General features: G+C 65.4%; 11 protein-coding genes. 3 read left to right on the top strand and 8 right to left on the bottom strand.

The window, feature by feature from the left end; translation table 11 throughout:
- Positions 1-120 precede the first annotated feature (120 nt).
- From ACMGGN_RS04975 to ACMGGN_RS04945, 7 genes are all read right to left on the bottom strand, one after another.
- A complete protein-coding gene (locus ACMGGN_RS04975; RefSeq protein WP_012315383.1) occupies positions 121-1443 on the bottom strand; it encodes an ATP-binding protein in 1323 nt (440 codons plus the stop codon).
- Positions 1440-2123 (bottom strand): response regulator transcription factor, encoded by a 684-nt coding sequence (locus ACMGGN_RS04970; protein WP_012315384.1) that lies wholly within the window; start codon positions 2121-2123, stop codon positions 1440-1442. Before ACMGGN_RS04970 ends, ACMGGN_RS04975 begins: the two co-directional genes overlap by 4 nt.
- A 148-nt stretch (positions 2124-2271) precedes the next feature.
- Positions 2272-2838 carry a nucleotidyltransferase family protein gene (locus ACMGGN_RS04965; RefSeq protein WP_346641024.1) on the bottom strand — a complete coding sequence of 189 codons (567 nt, stop codon included), beginning with the start codon at positions 2836-2838 and terminating at the stop codon, positions 2272-2274.
- On the bottom strand, positions 2835-3806 hold the full coding sequence (locus ACMGGN_RS04960; protein WP_346641023.1) for an XdhC family protein: 972 nt from the start codon (positions 3804-3806) through the stop codon (positions 2835-2837). The genes ACMGGN_RS04965 and ACMGGN_RS04960 overlap by 4 nt, the downstream gene beginning before the upstream one ends.
- Before the next feature lie 3 nt (positions 3807-3809).
- Positions 3810-5021 carry a c-type cytochrome gene (locus tag ACMGGN_RS04955; protein WP_414156497.1) on the bottom strand — a complete coding sequence of 404 codons (1212 nt, stop codon included), beginning with the start codon at positions 5019-5021 and terminating at the stop codon, positions 3810-3812.
- Between the two features lie 2 nt (positions 5022-5023).
- The gene (locus tag ACMGGN_RS04950; protein WP_012315391.1) at positions 5024-5560 is read right to left on the bottom strand and encodes a (2Fe-2S)-binding protein; all 537 of its coding nucleotides are present in this window, start codon (positions 5558-5560) and stop codon (positions 5024-5026) included.
- A complete protein-coding gene (locus ACMGGN_RS04945; protein ID WP_414156496.1) occupies positions 5553-8384 on the bottom strand; it encodes a xanthine dehydrogenase family protein molybdopterin-binding subunit in 2832 nt (943 codons plus the stop codon). Before ACMGGN_RS04945 ends, ACMGGN_RS04950 begins: the two co-directional genes overlap by 8 nt.
- A gap of 266 nt (positions 8385-8650) precedes the next feature.
- Between ACMGGN_RS04945 and dsbD the strand changes: the two genes are divergently transcribed.
- Genes dsbD through dsbG form a run of 3 tightly spaced genes read left to right on the top strand, consistent with a single transcriptional unit; the run spans position 8651 to position 11959 of the window.
- Positions 8651-10363, top strand: a complete 1713-nt coding sequence (gene dsbD, locus ACMGGN_RS04940; RefSeq protein WP_115274254.1) for a protein-disulfide reductase DsbD — start codon at positions 8651-8653, stop codon at positions 10361-10363.
- Positions 10363-11199 carry a TlpA family protein disulfide reductase gene (locus tag ACMGGN_RS04935; RefSeq protein ID WP_046785283.1) on the top strand — a complete coding sequence of 279 codons (837 nt, stop codon included), beginning with the start codon at positions 10363-10365 and terminating at the stop codon, positions 11197-11199. The genes dsbD and ACMGGN_RS04935 overlap by 1 nt, the downstream gene beginning before the upstream one ends.
- A gap of 1 nt (position 11200) precedes the next feature.
- Positions 11201-11959 (top strand): thiol:disulfide interchange protein DsbG, encoded by a 759-nt coding sequence (gene dsbG / locus ACMGGN_RS04930; RefSeq protein WP_414156495.1) that lies wholly within the window; start codon positions 11201-11203, stop codon positions 11957-11959.
- A gap of 817 nt (positions 11960-12776) precedes the next feature.
- Here dsbG and ACMGGN_RS04925 read toward each other — a convergent pair.
- Positions 12777-25727 (bottom strand): non-ribosomal peptide synthetase, encoded by a 12951-nt coding sequence (locus tag ACMGGN_RS04925; RefSeq protein WP_414156824.1) that lies wholly within the window; start codon positions 25725-25727, stop codon positions 12777-12779.
- Positions 25728-25737 lie beyond the last annotated feature (10 nt).

Below are 25737 nucleotides of genomic sequence, written 5' to 3'. Positions count from 1 at the left end.
GCAAGCGAATGTGCGGGTAGTTGTCGCTTGGAAAACGCTTGGCTGGGGGGAGGATTTAGCGCTTGTTATGGGATTTTTTGGGGTCTGTACCGGCGATGGGGCCGGTACAGGCGGCGAAGATCAAGCCCCCGAGCGCGCCGGCACTTGCAGCACCACCCGCAAGCCATCGCTCTGGCTGTCGAAGCGCAAGCTGCCGGCACAGCGCTGCACGATCGCCTGAACAATCGCCAACCCCAGCCCGCAGCCACCGCTCTGGCCGTTGCGCCAAAAGCGCTCGGTCAAGTGCTGCAGGTCATCAGCGGCAATACCAGGCCCATGGTCGCGCACCATGAAACCAATCTGCCCGTCGGCCATCTGCACCTCCAGTTCCACTTCAGTATCACCGCCATGGCGCAGAGCGTTGTCCAGCAGATTGCGCAGCGCCGCCACCGCCAGCGGGGCCGGCATGCCGAGGTAGATCTGCGTGGCCTGCTCGGGCAGGCGCAGAACGATGCGCCGGTTGTCACCCCCACCGGCATCCTGCACGGCCTGCCGGGCGACCTGTTCGGCGCTGCACTGCACGCCATCTTCGAACGACAGGCTGCCTTCGACCCGCGCCAGCAGCAGCAGCTGTTCCAGGGTCCGGTGCATGCGGTCGGTGCCCTGTTCTGCATGTTCCAGCGCCTGTTCGCGCACTGCGCCATCGGTCATGCGGGCCACCTGCAGGTGGGTCTTGATCGCCGTCAGCGGGCTGCGCAGTTCATGCGCGGCGTCGTCGGTCAGCCGCCGTTCGCGCTCAAGGGTCTGGGCGATGCGCAGAAACAGCTGGTTCTGGGTGTCGAGCAAAGGTTGCAACTCACTGGGCAAGCCCGCCACCTGCAACGGCTCAACGCTGTCGGCACGCCGCCTGCGCAAGGCGTCACGCATGCGATTGAGCGGCTCCAGGCCTTTGCCCAGGCCGATCCACACCAGCCCCAGGCTGCCGAGCAAGGCCATCAGCACCGGCGCCGAAGCTGCCAGCAGGATCGACTGGTTAAGTGCCTCGCGCTCCATGTGACGGTCGGCAGTGGTGATGCGCACATCGCCATGGTTGTAGGTGAAGGTACGCCACAGTGCACCGTCGATGGTCTGGTCGCGGAAGCCGCTTTGTTCATCGTCCATGCCCCCATCATGCTTGTGGTTGCTGGCAAGAATCTCGCCGCGCAGCGAACTTACCTGGCAGGCCATGCCGTCGGGCACGGTGAACTGGTCGGCGGAAAAGTGCGCCTCTTCGCCCTTGGCGGTCAGCGGCTTGGGCAACTGGTCGATCAGCCCGGCAACCATGCGCGCCGAAGCCACCAGGCGCTGGTCGAGGGAGAACATCATCTGCTGGCGCAGGTCGCGCAGCATCCAGGCAGCAGCGAGCACCCAAATGATGATGAACGCGCTGCCCAGAATCAGGCTCAGGCGTACCCGCAGGCTCATGATGCGGCTTCCTCTGGCGCCTGCGCCGGGCCAAGGCGGTAGCCCAGGCCGCGCACGGTCTCGACGATGCTGTTGCCAAGCTTGCGGCGCAAGTGATGGATATGCACGTTGAGGGCGTTGCTTTCGACTTCGTCGCTGAAGCCGTACACGCAGTCCTTGAGCTGTTCACTGGACAGCACCCGGCCCGGGTTCTGCAGCAGCGCCTGGAGCAAGGCCTGCTCACGCCGCGACAGGTCGACCGGCTGGCCGGCCAGGGTCGCTTCGCAGCTACTGGGGTCGTAGCGCAGCGGGCCATGCTCGATCACGTTCACCGCCCGCCCGGCAACCCGGCGTAGCAAGGTGTGCAGGCGCGCGGCCAGCTCGCGCAGGTCGAAGGGCTTGAGCAGGTAGTCGTCGGCACCGGCCTGCAGGCCGTCGACCCGATCGGTGACCGCATCGCGCGCGGTGAGCACCAGCACCGGCAGATCGATGCCCTGCTGACGCAAGCGGCGCAACAGCTTGAGGCCGTCTTCATCGGGCAGGCCGAGGTCAAGGATCATCACGTCGAACTGCGCCGCCTGGAGCATGGCCCGGGCGGCACCGGCGTTGGCTACGCGGTCGACGGTCAGGCCTTGGGCGGTGAGGCCGGCGCAGATGCCGCTGGCGATCAGGTCGTCGTCCTCGCAGAGCAGAACGTGCATGGTGGGGGCTCCCGGAGTGGTGTGGCTGGCATTGCACTATTGGGGGATTAAGGGGGGATTATGGGCTTTTTTCCGGTAGCGGGTGTGTCGGTTGTTTGAGGCCCGACGCATGAATTCTAGCGCCGGTGAGATCGAGTGCCGCCCGCGCTCAGCGGTTTACCGCCTCTGGCCGGTCCACATCCTGCAACACCCCGGCGTCCTGCACTTCAAGCCTGATGCAACTCGCCGGGTGCGCCTTCACCACCGAGCGCGCCCCCTCATCACCCGTCAGGCGTGTAAGCGCCGGCCAGAAATCGCGCCCGAACAACACGGGGTGCCCCTGTTGGCCGTCATGTTCTGGCAAGACGATCGCAGATGCATCGGCAACTGAGGCAAGCTGGCCTAATGTTGCCTGAGCGATCCAGGGCATATCGCCCAACAGAACCGCCACCGCCTGTGCCTCACTGTCGATCAACGACGCAGCCCCAGCCGCCAGGCTATGCCCCATCCCCAACCCGGCATCCGGGCTGGCGATGATCCGGCATGCGCCCGGCAAGCCCAGGTCTTCGCCCCGCTCGCCATCGCGCAGTACCACGCGAACATCGCTGAACACCGAGCAAGCCCGCTCGACGCTATGCACCAGCAAGCTGCGCCCGTCGCCCAACGTGGCCCGGCGCTTGTCGCCACCGAAACGCACGCTGCTGCCCGCCGCCAGCACCAGCGCGACGATCCTCACAGCGCCGCCCGCTCGATGCCGTTACGCATGCGCAGGATATCGGCCAACACTGCCAGGGCGATCTCTGCTGGGGTCTTGCTGCCCAGGTTGAGGCCGATCGGTGCGTGGATGCGCGCCAGCTCGCCAGTGCCCAGGCCACCGATGCGCTGCAGGCGTTCGCGACGCTTGTCGGAGGTGGCCTTTGAGCCCATCACGCCAATGTAAAACGCCTCGGTACGTACTGCTTCAAGCATGGCCAAGTCATCGATTTTGGGATCATGGGTCAATGCAACCACTGCCGTGTCGGCATGGCAACCACCGTTGGCGATGAATTCCGACGGCAACTCGCGGCGCACTTCGATGCCGTCCAGCACCACGCCTTCGAGCACCTCGTCACGCGGGTCGCAGAGGATGACTTCAAAACCCAGCCCTTTGCCGAACTCGGCGCAATAATGCGCAACGCTGGAATACCCCGCCAACAGCAGCCGCTGGGCAGCGCCCACACGCAGACGCACACGGGTGCTATCACGTTCGACCCTTGGGCCCTGGCACGAGTCGTCGCTGAGCCGGCGCGTGCCGTCAGGCAGGCTCACCTCGCGCAAGAGCCGCCGCTGGCCCTGCAACGCACCAGCCAAGGCGCGCAGATGCGCCTGCACTTCGCAATCGGCCGGCAGGTTTTCCACCAGCACCTCCAGCACCCCGCCACAGGGCAGACGAATGCTCGAGCGCCGGTCGCTGCCATCGCCATAACGCACGATCGCGACCGGCTCGGGAAACTCGCCAAGGGCCACGCGCTCAAGGAAGTCTTCCTCGACGCAGCCGCCCGACAGCGAGCCCACCCACTGCCCTGCCTCGTTCACCGCCAGCAGCGAGCCCGGCGCGCGAGGCGCCGACCCGTAAGTGGCAAGCACCGTGCACAACCAGACCCGCTGGCCGTTGCCCGACCACTGCATCGCCTGGTGTACGACCTGCAGATCTAGATGTTGCACGTATTACTCCGCCTTCAGCTCAGCTAGCTGCTGTACGCTCAAATCACCCGGCAATCCGCCCCAGGCCTGACGCAGGTAGTTGACCATATCCGTGACCTGCTCATCACTGAGTTTGTCGGCAAAGCCTGGCATTGGCTGCATGCGTTCGAAGCCTGTGAATTGCTGCTCACGGATACCGTCGAGGATGGCCTTGACCAGGTTGCGCGAGTCCCCCTGACGCAGCACCGTGTTGCCCTGCATGGCCACCGCGATATGCGGCTTGCCTTCGCCGTCGACACCGTGGCAGCCGGCGCAGACGTTGAGGTACTGCTGACGGCCGCGCTTGGCGCTGTCGCTGAGCTGGTCCAGGGGGACTTCCTGTATGACCTTGGCAGGCGGTGGCTGTTCACCCAACAGATAAGTGGCCATGGCAGCCAGGTCGGCGTCCTTGAGATGCTGGGTGCTGTGGTGCACCACCGGGTACATCTCGTTGAACATGCTGCCCTGGGCGCTGATGCCGTGCTTGAGGAAGGTGGTGAGGTCGGGGTGGGTCCAGCCACGCTCGGCCAGGTCCTTGGCCAGCAGGCTCGGTGCCAGGTAGCCATTGAGCAGCCCGCCGGTCAGGCGTTGATCCTGCTGCAGCGCACCAATCGCGTTACGCGGGGTATGGCACTCGCCGCAGTGGCCCATGACTTCGACCATGTACTGCCCGCGCTGCCATGCCGGGCTCTTGCCGTCGGTGGGCTGCAACTGCACGCTCTTGCCGTACAGCATGTTCCAGCCCGACAGGCCCATGCGCACGTTGAACGGGAAGCTGAGCTTGGTCTGCGGTGCCGGGCGGTTGATCGGCGGCACGGTCATCAGGTATGCCAGGATCGCGTCCGAGTCTTCCCGCAAGATCAGGTGGTACGAGGTGTAGGGCATCGCCGGGTACAGGTTGGCGCCGTCCTTGCGTTTGCCCTCGGTGACGGCCGCAAAGAATTCGTCGGCCGTGTAGTTGCCGATGCCGTACTGTTTGTCCGGGGTGATGTTGGTGCCATAGATGGTCCCGAACGGCGAGTGGATCGGCAGGCCGCCGGCATACGGCGCGCCGCCTTCGGCGGTGTGGCAGGCCATGCAGTCGGCAGCACGGGCCAGGTATTCCCCACGTTTGACCAGCGCCTGGTCATCTGCGTGGGCAACCATGGCGACGGCAAGGCCCAGCGCCAGCGTGAGACCGGAACGAACGAACGCCATGCTCAACCCTCCTTGACCAGGCCGAGGTCGTTGAGGACCGTGCGGGTAGCATCGTAATAGCGTACGTAGCCGGTGCAGCGGCAAATGTGATGCCCCAGACTCTCTTCGATGCGGTCTTCAAGTTCGCTCTTCTTCACCGGCTGGCGCTGGGCATTTTCCACCAGCACGGTCGCCGCGTTGACGAAGCCGGGTGCACAGTAGCTGCACTGGAAGGCGAACAGGTCGACGAACTTCTGCTGGATCGGGTTCAGTGTGAAGTTGCCGGCCTCGTCCTGCTTGGCATGGCTCTCGATGGTACGGACCTTCTTGCCGGCGAAGTAGTGGGCACCGGTGATGCAGGTGCGCACTTCTTCACTGGTGCCATCGGGGTTGTCGACGATCACCACGCAGGCATGGCAGATACCCTGACCGCAGCCCAGGCGCGAGCCGGTGAGGTTCTGGTGTTCGTGCAGGTAATCGATCATCGCCAGGTCGTCGGGGACCTCGACCGGACCGACAGGTTGACCATTGAGGGTCAGTTGAAGCGGACGGTTAGCCATTGAGGGCCTCCTTGATGCGGGCTGGAGTAATCGGAAGATCGCGAACACGCTTGCCAATGGCATGGGCCACGGCGTTGCCGATGGCACCGACCACCGGGATCATCACCACCTCGGCAATGCCCTTGGACGGGTCGGTGGGCGACAACGGTGGGAGGATCTCGGACGTCTGCTTCCAGACGGCCACGTCCTTGGCATGCGGCAGGCGATAGCGGTTGAAGTTCCAGTCGCCCTCCCCCGGGCCACCCTCATGCAGTGGCATCTCTTCGGTCAGCGCATGGCCAATGCCCATGGCGATGCCGCCTTCGAGCTGGCCCTTGACCAGCTCCGGTACCAACACCCGGCCGCACTCGACCCAGCTGTGATGGTTGAGCACCTGGACTTCATGGGTGCCCTTGTTCACTTTCACTTCGACGATGGTGGCCACCGGGCTGTAGTAAGTGACCATGGCGTTGTTCAACTGGGTGGCCGGGTAGGCGGCGTTCTGCCGGTCGAGCAAGTGGTAGCCGTTGCTGCTCATCTGCGCTTTCTTGGCGTTCGGCGCACCGTCGCCGTATTTAACGGCCACGGCATCGAGCGGGAAACGCTCGCGCACGCCGTCGATGACGAAGTCGGCTTCTGCCCAGCTCCAACGGTTGAAACCGTGAACGCTGACGCCGGTGACCAGGCCCATTTCGTGGGCTTTCTTCGCAAGCTCGGCGAAGGGAATAGGCGCCAGCCCGTTGCCGGTCAGCTCACCATTGACCCATACCGCGTTCTCGCGGCGCACCACCAAGGGGTTGGCCTGCCCGCCGAACGGGCCTTGGCGCCACAGGGCCATGGCCGCCGGCCAGAGGCCATGATTGAACAGCACGCGCGCCGCTTCCCGGGTGGCGTGGCTGAAATAGAACGCCGAGTTGGTCGCCGACGATGGCGATGCCAGTTTGCCGACCCAGCGCGGGTTGCGCAGCGCCGCATCCTGCTCGGCCTGGCTGATCAGGTAAGGGTTGCCGCTGGTGGCCAGTTGCAGTTCAGGCCACTCGGTCACTGCGGTCTTCACCTCGTCGGCCGAGCGGCCGAGGAAGTCGCTGACCACCAGGGCCTGGGAAGTGGACATGCCGGTGCCCAGTTCGGTGCCGATGTGGCGCAGGCTGATGCGGCCATCGGCAGTGAACTCGACGCTGGCCATCGGCGCTTCGGAACCGGTGCCGAAATCCTTCTGGCAAATGGCAAAGCCCACGCCGTACCAGTGGTCCGGGTCCTTGGCGTCCATCTGTCGCTTGCGCGCGTCACGGTTGCGCCACCAGTCGTGGGCAGCAGCCTTGTCGAGGATCTCGTGCAGGCGCAGAGCGCCGGCGGGCACTGCGCCTTGGGTGTTCTTCATGCCTGACTTCAGCGCATTGGCCCGACGCAGGTCGATGGCATCGACACCCAGGCGTTGGGCGACCTCGTCGACCATCATTTCGGTGGCCGCCATGGTCTGCAGGGTACCGTAGCCACGCATGGACCCTGCCTCGACGCCCCGCGAGTGGTAGGCGGTGACGGACAGGTCGTTCTGCGGCATGTAGTAGATAGACTGCGCCGCCGTGGCCCCGACTGCGGCAACCGACGGGCTGTAGTTGATGCGGCCACCGCCGTCACAGCTCATGTCGGCGCGGAAGATCCTGAAGCTGTTGTCCTTCTTGTCCACGGCCAGTTGATAGCGGATGTCGAAGGCATGACGCTTGATGCCGCTCTGGAACTGCTCATAGCGGTCGTTGGCCAGGCGGACCGGCACACCAGCGCCATACAGCGCGGCAACCGCGGCATAGAACACGAAGATGTTGTTGTCTTTGGAGCCATAGCCCACGGTGTAACCCGGGTGCATGTTGAGGTGTTTGAGGGCGAAGCGCGACGGCTTGATCATGTGCACGCAGTCCTGCGCCACTTCGAACGGGCACTGGGTGGCGACCACGAAGTGCAGCGTGCCGGTGCCGGCGTCGAACCAGCCATTGCCGTTGTCGGGCTCAAGCGCCGCCGGCTCGATGGAAGGCGTCTTGTAGCGCTCATCGAACACCAGCCAGTCTTCGGGCGGGTTGTCCAGTTGCTCGCCGATGCGTTTGGCGTAGAACAGGCCCTGCTCGGTGAGGTCGCCGTGCTGGTTGGGCTGCTTGGACCACACCGGCTTACGGTTGAGAATGGTGGGGAACAGCATGGCGTTCTTCAGGCTGGAGAACTCATCGTCGTCGAACGGCGTGGCCCCACCAACACGGACGAAGCGGAAGCTGCCATAGGGGTCGCGCTGATACAGCGGGGCCTGGGCCCCGTAGCGGATCGCTTTGTCGTTGAACTGCAGCTTGCGCTTGGCCTGGCGGAAGCGCTCGAAGTCGTTCCAGATCAGGATCGCCACCGGGTGGCCAATGAACATCGGCACCTTGCCAGGCGGCAACAGCGGGTCGGGCGAATGAGCTTCGGGCCAGGCGATGCCGTCCTTTTCCAGGTCAGCGGAGGTGACGATGCGGTCTGGCTGCAACCCGGCGCCGAGCCACTCAAGGTCGTAACCGGCGTAGATACGGTCGGCCTTGGTGGTCTTGAGCAACATGGCGTGCCCTTGCTGCTCGGGCCAGCCGGGCATGTCCTTGGCGCGGATGTCGCGGGCAAAGACTTTGTTGCCGCACACCTTGGACAACGCGTCGTTACGGAAACGCGCCTTGCCGTCGTGGTTCATCCACTTCTGCGGCGAGGTGGTGACACGATCTTCCATCAGTGCGGCGAAGGCCTGGCTGCCGAGCGGCGCCATGCTCACGCCGACACCGGCGATCAGGCCACCTTGCAGGAAGGAGCGCCGGGAAATATCACGGTTGGACATGCTTGATCCTCTGGGCAGGCCGCTGCCTGCCCATCTTTTGATTCTTGTGCTGGAAACGCGGAAGGAGGTGACCGCCGACACAGGGCGCCCACAGAAAACTGACTTTCACGTCAACTTTACAGCACTCAAGTAGGTTTTGGCAAAGTCAAGCAGACAGTATGTCGCGGTATGTCCACGCTCAGCTCGCACGAACGGGGCCACAGGTTAACCTTGGGTTAATCGGCTCAGGCCAGCATGGCCCCGTTCAAATCTGCCAAGGCGAAGACATGCGCGTCCTCCTGCTCTTCCTCACATTCCTTATGGCCGGCCCGCTGCAGGCCAACCCGTTCGACGTAAAGCCCGACTTCCTGCCGGTGAACCAGGCGTTCGTCCTGACCCACGACCGCCAGGCCGACGGCCAGATGCGCCTTTATTTCCAGATCAAACAGGGTTACTACCTCTACCAGAAGCGCCTGAAATTCGACGGCCTACCCGTCGAGCAGCACCCGCAACTGCCGCCGGCCCTCAACCATCACGATGAATTCTTCGGCGACAGCGCGGTGTACCGCGACCAACTCGAACTGCTGCTGCCCGCCAACGCCCAAGGCCAGTTGCGCCTGGGCTGGCAGGGCTGCGCCGACGCCGGCCTGTGCTACCCGCCGCAAACCACTGTCATCGACCTGGGCGGCAGCGCCGCGCCTGCCACTGACCAGGCCAGCGACCAAGCCCTGGCCAGCGGCCTGCAAAGCGCCAGCCTTGGCTGGAGCCTGCTGGCGTTCTTCGGCCTCGGCCTGCTGCTGGCGTTCACCCCTTGCTCGCTGCCCATGCTGCCGATCCTCGCCGGCCTGGTCATGGGCAACGGCGCCAGCGCACGACGTGGCTGGGTGCTGGCCGGGGTCTACGTGCTGAGCATGGCGCTGGTGTATGCAGGGCTCGGCGTGGTCGCTGCGCTGCTTGGCGCCAGCCTGCAAGCCTGGCTGCAGCAGCCTTGGCTGTTGGGCAGCCTGGCGGCGCTGTTCGTGTTACTTGCCCTGCCGATGTTTGGCGCTTTCGAATTGCAATTGCCAGCCGCCCTGCGTGATCGCCTGGACCGTGCCGGGCAGAGCACCCGGGGCGGCAACCTCTACGGTGCGGCGCTATTGGGAGCACTGTCCGGCCTGCTGCTCGGGCCGTGCATGACCGCCCCGCTGGCCGGCGCCCTGCTTTACATCGCGCAGAGTGGCGATGTGCTGCAAGGCGCGCTGGTGCTGTTCAGCCTTGGCCTGGGCATGGGTGTGCCACTGCTGTTGCTGGTGACCTTGGGCAACCGCTACCTGCCGCGCCCGGGCGCCTGGATGGAGCGGGTCAAGGGGGTGTTCGGCTTCGTGTTCCTGGCCATGGCCCTGTACACCGTACGCAGCCTGCTCGCCGCACCGCTGCTGCTGGCCTTGAGCGGCGCGTGGCTGATTGCACTGGGCTGGGCCGCGTGGCCGGCCCTGCAGCGCTTGCCTGCCTTGCGCGCCGTACCGCTGCTGGGCGCATTGTGGGGTGGGCTGCTGCTGATAGGCGCTGCCGCCGGTGGCGATGACCTCTGGCAGCCGTTGCGCCCGTTTGCCGGTGGCCCCGCACCTTCGGCCACTCAGCACGCCGAAGATGCGTTTGTCACCGTCAGCCGCCCGGAGGACCTGCAGCGTGAGCTCGATGCGGCCAAAGCCCGTGGCCAATGGGTGATGGTCGATTACTACGCCGACTGGTGCGTATCGTGCAAAGTCATGGAAAAGCAGGTGTTTGCCCGTGACGATGTGCAAGCCAGCCTGGCCGGCGTGCACCTGCTGCGCCTGGACGTGACCGCCGATGCCCCCGCCAGCCGCGCGCTGCTGCAACGCTACCAGGTACCCGGCCCACCCAGCATCATCTGGCTCGGCCCGGAAGGCGAGGAACGCCGCGCACGGCGCATCACCGGCGAGGTGGATGCGGCCGCATTCCTGCAACATTGGGCCCAGACCAGGAGCCAAGGTTGATGCTGACTGTAACCTTGGGGCCCCTGACCATGGCCCTCAATCATCTGTTGATGCTCGCCGCCCTGGGCATCGCCAGCGTGGTCGGCTGGTGGGTCGCCCGGCGTGGCGGCGAAAGCCCGGAGTCGGCGCTGTTCAACCTGTTCCTGATCGGCCTGCTGTGCGCTCGGCTGGGTTTCGTGCTGGTTTACTGGCCGATGTACCGCGATGACCTGGTGCAGGTGATCGACATCCGCGACGGTGGCTTCCTGCTCTGGTCGGGGCTGATCGGCGTCGTACTCGCCAGCCTCTGGCAAGGCTGGCGCCACCCCGGGCTGCGCCGCCCGCTGGGCTGGGCACTGTTCAGTGGCGCGCTGTTCTGGGGCCTGGCCAGCCTTGGCAGCCATCTGTACAGCAAGGGCACCGAGCTGCCAGAGCTGAGCCTGCGCAATGCCAGCGGGCAATCGGTTGCGCTGCACAGCTACCGCGGCAAGCCGCTGGTGATCAACATCTGGGCGACCTGGTGCCCGCCGTGCCGACGGGAAATGCCGGTGCTGCAACACGCCCAGGGTGAGTACCCTCACGTGACTTTCCTGTTCGTCAACCAGGGCGAGACGCCGGAAAACGTCAGCACCTTCCTCGCCACCACCGGCCTGAGCCTGACCCATGTGCTGTTCGACGGCACCGGCATCCTGGCCCAGCGGGTAGGTTCGATGGCCCTGCCCACCACCCTGTTCTACGACGCCAACGGGCGGCTGATCGGCAGCCACCTGGGCGAGCTGTCCCGGGCCAGCCTGCGCCATGCCCTGGAACCTTTCGAACGGGCCGCTGCGCCCGCCCCTGCCGCACAAGGAAAATGACATGCGACTGACTGCACTGCTGCCCCTGTCCCTGGCCCTGCTGGCCACCCCGCTGGCGCATGCCGAAACCCTGCCCAAGGCAATCGAGCAACTGCAAGCCAAGGGCGCCGTGATCAAAGGCAGCTTCGATGCGCCCAATGGCCTGCGCGGTTACGCCGCCGAGTACCAGAACAACGGCATCGCCCTGTACCTCACACCCGATGGCAAGCATGTACTGGTCGGCAGCCTGTTTGACGAACAGGGCCAGGACCTCAGTGCCGCCCCCCTGGAAAAGCTGGTGTACGGGCCCATGTCCAAGGCCATCTGGGCGAAGCTGGAAAAAACCAGCTGGATCGCTGACGGCAAAGCCGATGCACCGCGCAAGGTATACCTGTTCAGTGACCCGAACTGCCCATACTGCAACATGTTCTGGCAGCAGGCACGGCCATGGGTAGAGTCGGGCAAGGTGCAGCTGCGCCATATCATGGTCGGCATCATCCGCGAGGACAGCCCAGGCAAGTCGGCGGCACTGCTGGCTGCCAAGGACCCGGCCAAAGCGCTGGAACAGCATGAGAAAGCAGGCAAGGCCAGCACGCTGAAAGCGCTGGACAAGGTGCCAGAGGAGGTGCAGCAGAAACTGGCGGCGAACCTGGCCTTGATGGAAGAAATGGGCCTGCAGGCCACCCCGGCAATCTTCTATCAGGATGAGCAGGGCAACCTGCAGAGCCAGCAAGGGGCACCGCGGCCGGAGTTGTTGGGGAAAATTCTCGGCAAGCGTTAAATGTTGCAGATTTCGGGTTCTCGGTGCTCCTGAGATCGAGCGCCGCGCGGGCGGCGCTCGATCTCGCAAGCGCAACAATACCCCTCCCTGAAAGAAGCGGGACAAAGCAGGTCCCCTTCCACCCGGCTATTGAGTTGCCCGCCGAAAACATCACGAAACACTAATCACAAAAAAAAAACGCTATAAACGCATCGCAATCAATTCAAAGAATAAAAGCGAAAAGTACTCACCACCTCAAGAAAACCTGCCAGAACATCTCAATAAACGACAAGATCCACCCATCCTACTTAGTCTCTGTAGGAAAACACCTAAGCATTATTCTTACATTTAAAAACCCCAATAAACCGCCGCATCAGTTTCGCTCGCTCAGGGCCGGATTAACACAGGTTGACATTTGCCAACCCTACAGCAACTCTTGACGCAGGCTTACTCTGCAGCCTGGCTGGCTTCAGTCACAGCACTTGAATTGCATCCCAGAGACGAAATGAAAACAATAAGAATCTACAACTATGAAATACTTAACTTTGAACCACCCCCAAACAACAACCTAAAGCACCGGACCTCCCCGCCTCGGCCATGCCAGAGGACAAACATCACTCTATTATTGTGCACTCAGCTCATTGGCTACACGATCATCAACGCCCCCATTCAAAACAATGAAGAAAACCTCCCGAAACGTATCAAATACTGGGTGACCGCAGCCACCTCTTTGCGGGTAAATCGACTCCCACAGGCTCGCCGCTGTTTGTGATACAACGCAAAACCTGTGGGAGCGGGGTAGCCCGCGAAGAGGCCGTTACAGACTAAGCTGTGGCTGTCACAACCCCTCCAGCTCCGCCATCAGATCACTCAACCGATCCACCTTGCCCTCATCCAGCGCGCTGCCCTGCAGCCCACGCACATACTCCGCCAACTCCTCAACCGTACTGCACTCGAACATCGCCCGCAGCGGCACGTTCAACTGCAACTGTTTCTGCACCCGCGAGGCAATCTGCGTTGCCAGAAGCGAATGCCCGCCCAGCTCGAAGAAGTTGTCGTGCACCCCTACCCGCTCGGCCTTCAGCACGTCGGCCCAGATAGCGGCGAGCACCTCTTCCAGCTCGTCGCGTGGCGCCAGGTAGGCCTGGCCATGCTGGCCGCCGATGTCGATGGCCGGCAAAGCCTTGCGGTCAAGCTTGCCGTTGGCGTTGTGCGGCAGGCTGTCGAACCAGCCCCAGTGCAGCGGCACCATGTATTCCGGCAAATCAGCACGCAGGCGTTGCTTGACCTGCTCCAGCAGCGCGGCATCGGCGGTAACGCCCTGATGAGCCACCAGGTATCCGACCAGGTGCTTGCCGTTGACACCGTCCTGTACACCCACGGCGGCGTCGCGGATTTCGACCTGCTCGTGCAGGCGGGCTTCGATTTCACCCAGTTCGATCCGGTAACCGCGGATCTTCACCTGGTGGTCGATGCGACCGACATATTCGAACACGCCATCCGGGCGCTGCCGTGCCAGGTCACCAGTGCGGTACAGGCGCTCGCCCGGCGCACCATGCGGGTGGGGGATGAAGGCCAGAGCGGTACGCACCGGGTCGCCGACATAGCCCCGGCCCACGCCGGTACCGGCTACGCACAGCTCGCCCACCGCGCCCAGCGGTACCAAGGCCTGGTCCTCGCCGTACAGATACAGGCGGTTGTTGTCGGTTGGCGTGCCGATCGGCAGGTAGCTGCCACGGGTCGAGGCCAGGTCGACGCGGAAGAACGCCACGTCATCGGAGCACTCCGCCGGGCCGTAGGCGTTGACCAGGCCGATGCCCGGGTAGCGCTGCAGCCATTGCGCGGCCAGCTCCGGCGGCATGGCTTCGCCGGTCGGCAGCATCCAGCGCAAGCCGCCCAGCGCCTGATGATCGTTGGCCAGCATGCCCTGGATCAGCGAGGGCACGCTCTCCAGCACCGTGATGCCGGTGGCCTGAACATGCGTCAGCAGGCCCTGCGGATCGTGGGCGATGGCGTTTGGCACGATCTCGACCCTGGCGCCGAACAATGGCGCGGCAAGGAACTGCCAGACCGAGATATCGAAGCTCTGCGAGGCGGTCTGGGCAATCACATCCTGCTCGCTCAGCGCCAGGTACGGCACCTTGCTCAGCTGGTTGTTGAGCATGCCGCGCTGCTCGACCATCACGCCTTTGGGCAGGCCAGTGGAGCCTGAGGTGTAGATCACGTAGGCAAGATTGTCCGGCCCACTGTGGATACCCGGGTTGTGGCTGGCGATGTTGCTCGATTGCACCTCCTCCCATATCAACAGCCGCGGCCGCGCCACGCCGGCCAGTTCGTCCAGCAACAGGCGCGCCTGCTCGGCACAGGCTGCGCTGCACACCAGCACCGGCGTGCGGCTGAGCTCGACGATACGCTGCAGGCGCGCCGACGGCAGACCAGGGTCCAAGGGCAGGTAACCGGCACCTGCCTTGAAGCTGCCGACGATCATGCCCAGCAGTGGCAGGCCCCGCTCGGCCAGCAGCGCGACCGGCTGATCGATGCCAGCACCCGCAGCGACCAGCGCATGGCCCAGGCGGTTGGCTGCCAGGTTCAACCCGGCATAGTCATAGCTCGCCTCCATGCAACGGGCCACCGTGCGCTCTGGGTGCGCGGCGACCTGTGCCTCGAACTGCGCGACGTAGCTCTGCTCCAGGGCATAGGCCCGTTCGGTGCGGTTGCACGCCTGAAGCAGGAAGCGTTCCTCTGCCTCACCCAGCAACGGCAGCTCGCTGACCTGCCCGTCGAAACCTTGCACCAACGCCAGCAACAGGCGCTTGAACTCGGCCAGCAAGCGCTCGACGGTTGAATGGTCGAAGTAGCGCTGGTCGAACGACAGGTGCAGGCCAAGGTCGTCGCCCGGGTAGCACACCGCCGTCAACGGGAAGTTGGTGTGAGTACGGCCTGAGTCCGAGCTGGCGTTGAGGTGCTGGGCGTGGTCGAGCACCGCGGTTTCCACCGGGGCGTTCTCGAACACGAACAAGCTGTTGAACAGCGGCTGGCCTTTGGGCAGTTCGCTGCACTCCTGGATCGTCACCAACGGCAGGTATTCGTACTCGCGCAGCTCCATGTTGCGCTCCAGCAGGCCTTGCAGCCACTGGCGCACGCTGCAGCGCTGGCCCGGTTCGGGCAATTGCACACGCAGGGCGATGCTGTTGATGAACAGGCCGACGGTGCGCTGCATCTGCGGCATGCTCACCGGCCGCCCGGCAACGGTCACGCCAAAGGCCACGTCGCGCTCACCGCTGTAGCGGGCAAGCACCAGGGCCCAGGCCGCCTGGGCGAAGGTGTTGATGGTCAGTTGGTGAGCCTGGGCCAGTTCGCGCAGGCGCACGCCATCACTCACCTCCAGGCGGGTGTAGCAGTCACCGACCAGCATGCGGTCACCGGCATGGTCATGACGCAGCGGGCGGTCGCTTGGGATCGCCGTGGCGCGCTCGAAGCCAGCCAGGTTGGCCTGCCACCAGCGTCGTGCTTCGCCCAGGTCCTGGCGTTGCAGCCAGCCGATGTAGTCGCGATAGCGTGGCGGCATCGGCAGCTGGGCCTGGCGGCCTTCGCCGAGGGCCTGGTAGAGCTCGAAGAAGTCGTTCATCAACAACGAGCGGCACCAGGCATCGATGAGGATGTGGTGGTTGCTCATCATGAACCAGTAACGTTCATCGTCCACCCGCACCAGCCGCAGGTGGAACGGCGCCTGGCGCAGCAGCTCGAAGCCGGCCTCGCGCTCTTGCTTGTGCAGTGCTTGCAGGCGTTGTTCCTGGGCCGTGTCGTCGAGGCCGCGCCAGTCCTGGTAGTCGACAGGAGTGTTCCCCGGTTTGTGGATGATCTGCAGCATCGCTTCGCCGGCATTCCAGCTGAACGATGCCCGCAGTGCCTCGTGGCGGGCCACCACCGCCTGCCAGGCCTGGGCGAAGCGCTGCGGGTCGAGGGCGCTGTTGATGCGGTAACGGTCCTGCATGTAGTAGATGCCGGTACCCGGCTCCAGCAGGGTATGCAGCAGCAGGCCCTCCTGCATTGGGGTCAGCGGGTAGACGTCTTCGATTTCGGCAGCCGGAACCGGTAGCGCGTCGATCTGTTCCTGGGTCAGGTGCGCCAGTGGGAAGTCCGAGGGCGTGAAGCTGCCCGTACCCTGGGCCAGGCAGTGGCCGACCAGGGCAAGCAGTTCGTGGCGATAAGCCTCGGCCAGGCGCGCAATGGTCTGCTCGTCGAAACGCTCGCGGCTATAGGTCCAGCGCAACTGCAAGGCACCGCCATAGACCTGGCCGTCGACGCTCAGCCAGTTCGGCAGTGGCGCGTCGAGGTCGTGGGCCAGGCCCGCAGGGGCATCCAGCGGCTGGAACAGCGCCGCACTGTCGAACTGCTGGTCGAACTGGCCGAGGTAGTTGAAGGTGATGCGTGCTTGCGGCAGCGCGGCCATGCTCTCGCGCCCGGCGTCATCAGCCAGGTAACGCAGCACGCCGTAGCCCTGGCCTTTGTGCGGCACCTGGCGCAGCTGTTCCTTGATGCGTTTGATCGAGGTGGCGCGGGCGCTGTCGTCCTCACCCGCCTGAGGGTTCAGGCGCAGCGGGTAGGCGCTGGTGAACCAGCCCACGCTGCGGGTCAGGTCCATGTCTTCGAACAGCCCGTCACGGCCATGGCCTTCTAGCTGCACCAGCACCTCGTCGTCACCGGTCCAGCGGCACAGCGTGCGCGCCAGGGCAGTCAGCAGCAGGTCGTTGACCTGGGTGTGGTACGCCGCGGGGGCCTGTTGCAACAACTGACGGGTCTGCTCCACATCCAGGGCGATGGCCAGGGTATCGGCATGCCGCTGCAGGTTGCCGCCCTGCGGGTGATCGCATGGCAGCTCATGGCGCACATCCCCCAGCTGGTCTTGCCACCAGCCGAGCTCATCGCGCAGCGAATCGCTGCCGGCGTAGCTTGCCAGGCGCGCAGCCCAGTCGGCCATGGCGTGGGTCTTGGCCACCAGCGGCTGACCACGGTACAGCGCCTGCAGGTCTTCGAGCAGCACGCGCCAGGACACTCCATCGACCACCAGGTGATGGATCGCCAGCAACAGCCGCTGGGCGCCCTGCCCGTCGCTGACCAGCAAGGCCCGCAGCAATGGCCCCTGTTCCAGATCCAGGCTGCATTGTACGTCGGTGTACAGCGCCTGACAGGCATTGAAATCGGCGACCGTGGCAGTCCATAGCAGTTGCTCGCCAGGCGCTGCCGCGTATTCGCCCTGCCAGCGGCCATCTGCCTGGGTAAACCGCAGGCGCAGGCTGTCGTGGTGTGCCACCAGGGTGGCCAGGGCCCGCTCCAGCAGGGCGCTGTCCAGCGGCACGCGCGCCTGAAGCAAGACGGCCTGGTTCCAGTGTTGCGGTTGAGCCACCTCACTGTCGAAGAACCAGTGCTGGATCGGCGTCAGGCCGCTGCGGCCCTGGCGCTGGCCCTGCTCGATGCTGTTCGCCACCTCGCTGCGGCTGGCCACGGCGGCCAGTGTCTGGATGGTCTGGTGCTGGAACAGGTCGCGCGGGGTGAACTGCAGGCCAAGCTGACGGGCCCGGCTGACCACCTGGATGGACAGGATCGAATCACCGCCCAGTTCAAAGAAGTTGTCCTGCACGCCCACGCGGGAGATGTTGAGCACCTCGCGCCAGATCTGCGCCAGTTGCTCCTCAAGCGCGTTCGCAGGTGCCTGGTACTGTTCGCGGGCCTGTTCCAGGTCTGGCAGCGGCAAGGCACGGCGGTCCAGCTTGCCGTTGCCCATCAGCGGCAGGCTGCCCAGCAGCACCAGGTGCGTTGGCACCATGTAATCGGGCAGGTGCTGGCGGGTGTGCGCCTTGACCGCTTCGCGCAACCGGGCTTGGACCTCACTGTCAGCGCTGGCCTGCTTGCACACCAGGTAACCGACCAGCTGTTTGCCGCCGGGCAAGTCGTGAGCCAGCACCACAGCCTCTTCGATATCGGCATGCGCCTGCAGACAGCTCTCGATTTCGCCAAGCTCGATACGGAAGCCGCGGATCTTCACCTGCTGGTCGGCACGCCCGACATACTCCACCAGGCCGTCGGCGCGCAGGCGCACCAGGTCACCGGTGCGGTACAGGCGCCCACCGTCATGGCTGAACGGGTCGGCGACAAAACGCTCGGCGCTCAAGCCAGGGCGGTCGTGATAGCCCTGGGCAAGCCCTACCCCGCCGATGTACAACTCGCCGATGCCACCTTGTGGCAGCAACGCCAGGTCGTCATCGAGGATATAGGCACTGCGGGCACCGATCACCCGGCCGATCGGCACGCTGCCGGCATCGGTGGGCAAGGTGTCAGGGGCAAGACAAGCCAGGGGCATGACCACCGTCTCGGTCGGGCCGTAGGCGTTGAAGAACTGCTGGGGGGCGAAGGCCTGACGGATACGCGTCAGGTGCTCGCCGGTCAGCGCCTCACCGCCGGTGATCACCAGGCGTACCGGCAGTTGCTCGCCCTGCCCGGCCAGGTACTGGGCCAGCTGGCTGCCGTAGCTTGGGGTGAAACCGAGGATACTGACCTGCTGCTCGCGTACCAGTTGGCAGATGTCTTCGGCGCCCCATTGCCCCTGGGCACGCAGCACCACGCGGGCGCCGCACAGCAGCGGCACCAGCAGGCGCTCGCTGGCCGCGTCGAAGTTGATCGAATAGAAGTGCAGTTCGCAGTCGTCGCTGCGCATGCCGAAGGCCTTGATCACCGCCTGGCAATGCATGGCGATTTCGCCGTGGCTGACCACCACACCCTTGGGTTTGCCGGTGGACCCCGAGGTGTAGATCAGGTAGGCCTGGTGCTGCGGCAGGTTGAGGTTGGCCAAGGGTGCATCGCTGTAGGCGGACAAGCCTGCGGCGTCGTCCTCCAGGCTCCAGCGCGCTACGCCGTCGGGCAGTTCGCCAAGGGTTTCGAGCAGCGCACGCTGGCTCAGCAGCAGGCCGATACGGCTGTCCTCGATCATGTAACGCAAGCGGTCGAGCGGGTATTCCGGGTCGAGCGGCACGTAAGCGCCACCGGCCTTGAGGATGGCCAGCAGGCCGACGACCATCTCCAGCGAACGCTCCAGCGCCAGGCCCACGCGCACCTGCGGGCCGACACCCCGCTCGCGCAGGGCACGGGCCAGGCGGTTGGCCTGCTGGTCGAGCTCGGCATAGCTCAGGTGCCGGCCGGCGAAGGTCAGCGCGCCGGCTTGTGGCGTGCGCGCAGCCTGGGCGGCGAACAGGCCGTGAAGGGTCTGCTCAGGGGCGAGATCATGCTCACCCTGCAACTGGTCGAGCAATACCTGCTGTTCGGCCCCGGCCAGCATCGGCAGCTCGCACAGGCGCTGTTGCGGGTTGTCCAGCAGGCCGACCAGCAACTGTTGCCAATGCTCGGCCATGCGCGCGATCCGCGGTTCATCGAACAGGTCGCGGCTGTAGGTCAGGCAGCAGCCGAGACGGCCATCGAGGTCGGTCACTTCCAGGTACAGGTCGAACTTGGTGGCGCTGGCATCGTTGACCAGGTAATCCACCTGCATGCCTGCCAGCTCACGGCTTTGCTGGAAGGCCCAGCGCTGCACGTTGCACATCACTTGGAACAGCGGGTTGTAGGCGCTGCTGCGCGGGGGCTGCAGGGCTTCTACCAGTTGCTCGAATGGCAGGTCCTGGTGCGACTGGCCTTCGATGGCGGCCCGGCGCACCTGGTCGAGCAAGGCGGCTGCGGTCATCTGCCCGTCCACCTCGCAGCGCAGCACCTGGGTGTTGAGGAAGGCGCCGATCAGCCCTTCGCTTTCGGGGCGGATACGGTTGGCCACCGGCGCACCGATGCGCAGGTCGCGCTGGCCGCTATAGCGGTGCAGCAAGGCGGCCAGGGTGGCGGTCATGGTCATGAACAAGGTCAGCCCGCGCTGGCTGTTGAAGGCCTGCACGCGGGCAACCAGCGCCGGGTCCAGCTCGAAGCGGTACAGCTCGCCACGGTGGCTCTGCACGGCCGGGCGTGGCCGGTCAGCCGGCAGGGCCAGGACCGGGTGCTCGTCGCCCAGGCGGGCTTTCCAGTAGGCCAGTTGGCGCGCCCCTTCGCCGCTTTCCAGCCACTGCCGCTGCCAGACGCTGTAGTCCAGGTACTGCACCGGCAACGGCGTCAGTGGCGACTCGCGTTCATCGACGAACGCTTCGTACAGCTCGCCCAGTTCGCGGGCGAAGATGTCCATGGCCCAGCCTTCGGTGACGATATGGTGCAGCGTGAGCACGAAATAGTGCTCGCGCTCCGCGGCCTTGACCAGGCAGGCACGCAGCAGCGGGCCACGCTCCAGGTCGAACGGCTGGTGCGCCTGGGCGTCGGCCAGTTGCTGCAGGCGCTGCTCGCGCAGGGCTGCTGGCAAGGTGCTGAAATCCTGCCAGTCCAGGTGTACGGCGCCTTCGCCGGCCACGCACTGGTACGGCACACCGTCAATGGCGGGGAACGTGGTGCGCAAGGTTTCATGGCGCACGATCAACGCCTGCAGTGCGCGCTCGAACGCATCCACATGCAGCGTGCCGCGCAGGCGCGCCATGCCGCCGACGTTGTAGGCCGGGCTGTCCGGCTCCATCTGCCAGAGGAACCACATGCGTTGTTGCGAATACGACAGCGGCACAGCCTGGCGGCGGTCGACGCGGGTGATCTCGCCCTGCAGGTTGCGTTCGCCGGCTTCGCGGATGCGGGCGATCTCGGCGCAGAAGGCGCCCAGCTCGCTGGCTTCGAACAGCACCTTCAAGGGCAGCTCGACATCGCAGGCCTGGCGGGTGCGCGAGACGATCTGGGTGGCCAGCAGCGAGTGCCCGCCAAGGGCGAAGAAATCGTCGTGCAAGCCGATGCGCGGCAGGTTCAGCACCTCGCACCAGATGGCCGCAACCTGCTGCTGCAACGCTGTCTGCGGCGCGACATGTTCGCGCTGCTGCCAGACCGGTGCCGGCAGCGCCTTGCGATCGACCTTGCCACTGGGCCCCAGCGGCATGTGTTCAAGCGCGATCAGTTGCGCTGGCACCATGTAGGCAGGCAGGCGTTCGGCCAGGCTGGCGAGCAATGCCTCGGCTTGCCCCGGGCCGCTGTAGTAGCCGACCAGCTGCGCGCCCACGGCGTCCTGATGGATCAGCACCAGCGCTTGCTCGACCCCCGGCTGAGCAAGCAGGCAGGCTTGGACTTCTTCGGGCTCGACGCGAAAACCTCGCACTTTCACCTGTTGGTCCAGGCGGCCGAGGTATTCCAGAGCCTGGGCCTGTACCTGCCAGCGGGCACGGTCGCCACTGCGGTACAGGCGCTCGCCATTGCCATCGGCCTGCGGCACGAAGCGTTCGGCGGTCAGGCCAGGGCGGCCGAGGTAGCCGCGGGCAAGCCCCGCGCCTCCCAGGTACAGCTCGCCTGGCACGCCCGGTGCGGCCAGTTGCAGTTCGCCATCGAGCACACGGCAGATCACGTTGCCCAACGGCCGGCCAATGGGCGAGCGTTCGCCGTCTTCAGCCCGGCAGTGCCAATGGGTGACGTTGATGGCGGTTTCGGTCGGGCCATAGCGGTTGTGCAGTTGGACCTGCGGCAGCCGTTGCAGCACGCGGTCGCGCAGGCTCGCCGACAACGCCTCGCCACCGCAGAACAGCCGGCGCAAGCTGCTGCAGCCAGCGGCCAGCGGCTCTTGCACGAACACCTGCAGCAAAGGCGGCACGAAGTGCAGCGTGGTGACCCCGTGCTGCTGCACCAGCGCGGCGATGCGCTGCGGGTCACGGTGCTCGCCGGGGCCGGCCAGCACCAGCTTGCAACCGGTGATCAGCGGCCAGAAGCACTCCCAGACCGACACGTCGAAACTGATCGGCGCCTTCTGCATCAGCACATCGCCCGCATCCAGCGCATAAGTGGCCTGCATCCACTGCAGGCGTTCGGCCAAGGCTGCATGGGTGTTGCCCACGCCTTTGGGCTGGCCGGTGGAACCGGAGGTGTAGATCACATAGGCCAGGTTGTCGCCGTGCAGGTGCAGGCCAGGCGCGTGGCTTGGCCAACTGTCCAGGTGCAGCTGATCGAGGGCAATGGCGCTGACGCCATCGACTTGCGGCAGGTTGGCCAGCATGCCGCTGTTGCTCAGTAGCAGGCTGGCCTGGCAATCGCGCAGCATGTAGGCCAGGCGTTCGGCCGGGTAGTCGACATCAAGCGGCACATAGGCACCGCCCGCCTTGAGGATCGCCAGCAGACCGACCAGCAGTTGCGGCGAGCGCTCCACGGCGATGGCCACGCAGCAGTCGGGGCCGACGCCTTTGTCGCGCAGGTAATGGGCCAGGCGGTTGGCTTGTTGGTGCAGTTCGGCGTAATCCAGGCTGCCGCCGTCCCATACCAGCGCCCTGCGCTCAGGGGTCTGGCGCGCCTGTTCATTGAGTTGCTCGACCACCAGGCGCTGCGGTGCCGGCGCCGGCGCCTGGCCCCAGGCCAGCAATTGTTGGCGGCCTTGCTCATCCAGCAAAGCGACGTCGCCCAGGGCCAGTTGCGGGTCCGCGCACACTTGCTCGAGCAGCGCCAGCAGGTGCTGTGCCAGGCGGGTGACGGTATCTTCGGCAAACAGCTCGGCGGCGTAGTCGAAGGCCAGGCTCAGGCGGCCCAAGTGGTCTTCCTCGCTGTGCAACTGCAGGTCGAACTTGGCTTCGCGGCTGTGCCACGGCAGCTCTTCTGCCAGCAAGCCCGGCAGGCGGCGCAGGGCCGAGAGGTCGCGCTGCTGGTGGTTGAACATGACCTGGAACAGGCCCTGCTCACGGGCGTCGGGCAACGCTTCGAGCAGTTGCTCGAACGGCAGGTCCTGGTGGGCCTGGGCATCGAGGGTCGCCTGCCTTACCTGAGCCAGCAGTTGCGCGAACGGCTGGCGGCCATCGAGCTGCGCTCGCAGCACCTGGGTGTTGATGAAGAAACCGACCATGCCCTGGGTTTCCTGGCGCGGGCGGTTGGCATTGGGTACACCGACACGGATGTCGTGCTGGCCGGTGTAGCGGTGCAGCAGGCCCTGCCAGGCTGCCAGCAGCACCATGAACAGGCTGGCCTGATGTTCGCGGGCCAGGCCCTTGAGGGCTTCGCTCAGCTTGGCCGGTACTTTGACGTTCAAGCGTGCCGCACGGTTTGCCTGCTGGCTGGAACGCGGCCGGTCCGGGTGCAGGTCGAGCACCGGCAACGCGTCGCCCAGCCGGGCTTTCCAGTATTCAAGCTGGCGCGTGCTTTCGCCTTCAGCCAGCCATTGGCGCTGCCAGTTGCCATAGTCGGCGTAACCCAGTGGTAAAGGCGCCAGCGAAGCCTCAAGGCCCTGGCAACGGGCGGCATACAGTTTGGCGAATTCGTCGAGCAGGATGTTCAGCGACCAGCCATCGGCGACGATGTGGTGCAAGGTCACCCACAGCTGATGGTCTTCGTCACCCAGCCGCACCAGGGTCACGCGCAGCAACGGGCCCTGGCCCAGGTCGAACGGTAGCTGTGCTTCGGCTTCGCGGCGCTCGGCCACTTCGGTGGCTGGCAGCCCTTGCAGGTCCAGGTGCAGCAGGGTGAACGCCTGCCGGGGCAGGATGCGCTGCAGCGCCTGGCCGTGCTCTTCGCTGAACACGGTGCGCAACGATTCGTGGCGCGCCACCAGCGCCTGGAATGCGGCATCCAGCGCAGCTTCGTCCAGCTCGCCGCGCAGGTGCAGGCCGGCAGGTATGTTGTAGGCCGCCGACTGCGGCGCCAGCTGCCACAGCAGCCAAAGGCGGTTCTGCGCCAACGACTGCGGCAGGGCCTGCCCACGGCCAAGGCGGGCAATGGTCGCCGTTTCGCCACCCCCCTGGGCGAGGATTGCCGCCACGGCGGCGCTGTACTGCGCCAGGGTCGGTGCTTCGAACAGGGTGCGCAGGCCCAGCGCGATACCCAGTTCATCGGCCAGACGCGCAGTCACCTGGGTGGCAGCGATGGAGTTGCCGCCCAGCAGCAGGAAGTGATCATCGGCGGCGACTGATTCGGCCTTGAGCACCTCGCACCAGAGGGCCGCGATACGTGCCTGCAGGCCGTCGCCGGCAGCGGCAGTTTCACCGGTTTCGACGGGCGTCGGGAAGCGTGCGTAGCAGTCCAGGCTGCCATCGTCCATGCGCAGGCGGCAGGCCGATCGCTGCAGCTTGCCGCTGGAGGTCTTGGGCAAGGCCCCCGGGTTGAGCAACAGGACCACGGCAGGCGCCTGCCGGCAGGCGTCGGCGACGACCTGGCGCAGCGTCTTGATCAGCGCCTCGGGGGTGGACGCCTTCTGCACGTTACGGCTGATTTCCACCGCTACACCGATCCCCTCTTCACCCTGGTCGTCCACGGCAAATACCGCTACACGGCCCTTGCGCAGCACATCGACTTCACGTTCCAGGGTTTTTTCCAGATCCTGCGGATAGAGGTTCTGGCCACGGACGATCAGCATGTCCTTCAGGCGCCCGGTGACGAACACTTCACCTTCACGCATGAAGCCCAGGTCACCGGTGCGCAGCCACGTCTGGCCGTCCATTTCGACAAAGGTCCGCGCACTGGCCTCAGGGTTGCGCCAGTAGCCCAAAGCGATGCTGGGGCCTGCGGCCCAGATTTCGCCAACCCGATTGTCACTCAGCACGTCCAGGCACTGCGGCTCGACGATACGTACCGCATGGCTTGGCTGCGGGTAGCCGCAGCTCATCAGTACGCTGCCCTTGCCGGCTTCTGCGCGGTTGGCGGCGAAGGCGTCGGCGTCGAGTTCCAGCGCGCCGATGCCTTGGCCACGGCGGCTGCCGCTGACGAACAAGGTGGCCTCGGCCAGGCCATAGCTGGCGAAGAAACTGCTGGGCGTGAAACCGCAGGGGGCGAACTTCTCGGCGAAGGTGTCCAGGCTGTCCTGGCGGATCGGCTCGGAGCCGGAATAGGCCACACGCCAGCGGCTCAGGTCGAGGCTGGCCAGGGCCGCCTCACTGACCCGCTCGCTGCACAGGCGGTAGGCAAAGTCCGGCCCGCCGCTGATGGTCCCGCCGTATTCGCTGATCGCCTGCAGCCAGCGCTGCGGCCGTGCGAGGAAGTAACCTGGCGACATCAACACACACGGCACGCCACTGAAGATGGGCTGCAGCAGCCCGCCGATCAGGCCCATGTCGTGGTAAAGCGGCAACCAGCTGACGATCACATCATCGGGGTTGAGGTCGATGCCAAACCCATGGCGGATCAACTGCTCGTTGGCCACCAGGTTGCCGTGGCTGACCTGCACGCCCTTGGGCAGGGCGGTGGAGCCGGAGGTGTACTGGAGGAAGGCGATGTCGTCGCCGGCCAGCGCCGGTTCGCGCCAGTCACTGGCCAGGGCCGGGTCCAGGCCATCCACCGTAAGCAGCTCAGGGGCGCTGTCTGCGGCGAGTGCTTGCAGGCCCTGCAGGCTGTCGTGCAGCGCTGCGACGGTCAGCAGCAGGCGGGGCTCGGCGTCATCGATGATCGACAGCAGGCGCTCCTGGTGATGCTGGCGCGAAGACTCCGGCGGGTAGGCCGGCACGGCGATGACACCGGCATACAGGCAGCCGAAGAACGCCGCCACATAGTCCGGCCCGCTGGGGAACAGCAGCACGGCGCGGTCACCGAACGCGGCGCGGGCCTGCAAGGCTGCGGCGATGGTGCGTGCACGCATGTCCAGTTCCCGATAGCTGAGCACCGCCTGCTCGCCGGGCGCATCGGCCAAAAAGCGCAAGGCGATGCGCTCAGGGGTGTGCGCAGCACGTTGCGCCAGGGCCTGGACCAGCGAGAGCGGGAGTTCGAAGGCGTCCATCATGGGGTGT

Source organism: Pseudomonas sp. BNK-30 (assembly GCF_047456185.1).
Lineage (GTDB): Bacteria > Pseudomonadota > Gammaproteobacteria > Pseudomonadales > Pseudomonadaceae > Aquipseudomonas > Aquipseudomonas putida_E.
The sequence above is the reverse complement of the archived record's forward strand: the minus strand, read 5'-3'. Positions and strand labels throughout refer to the sequence as shown.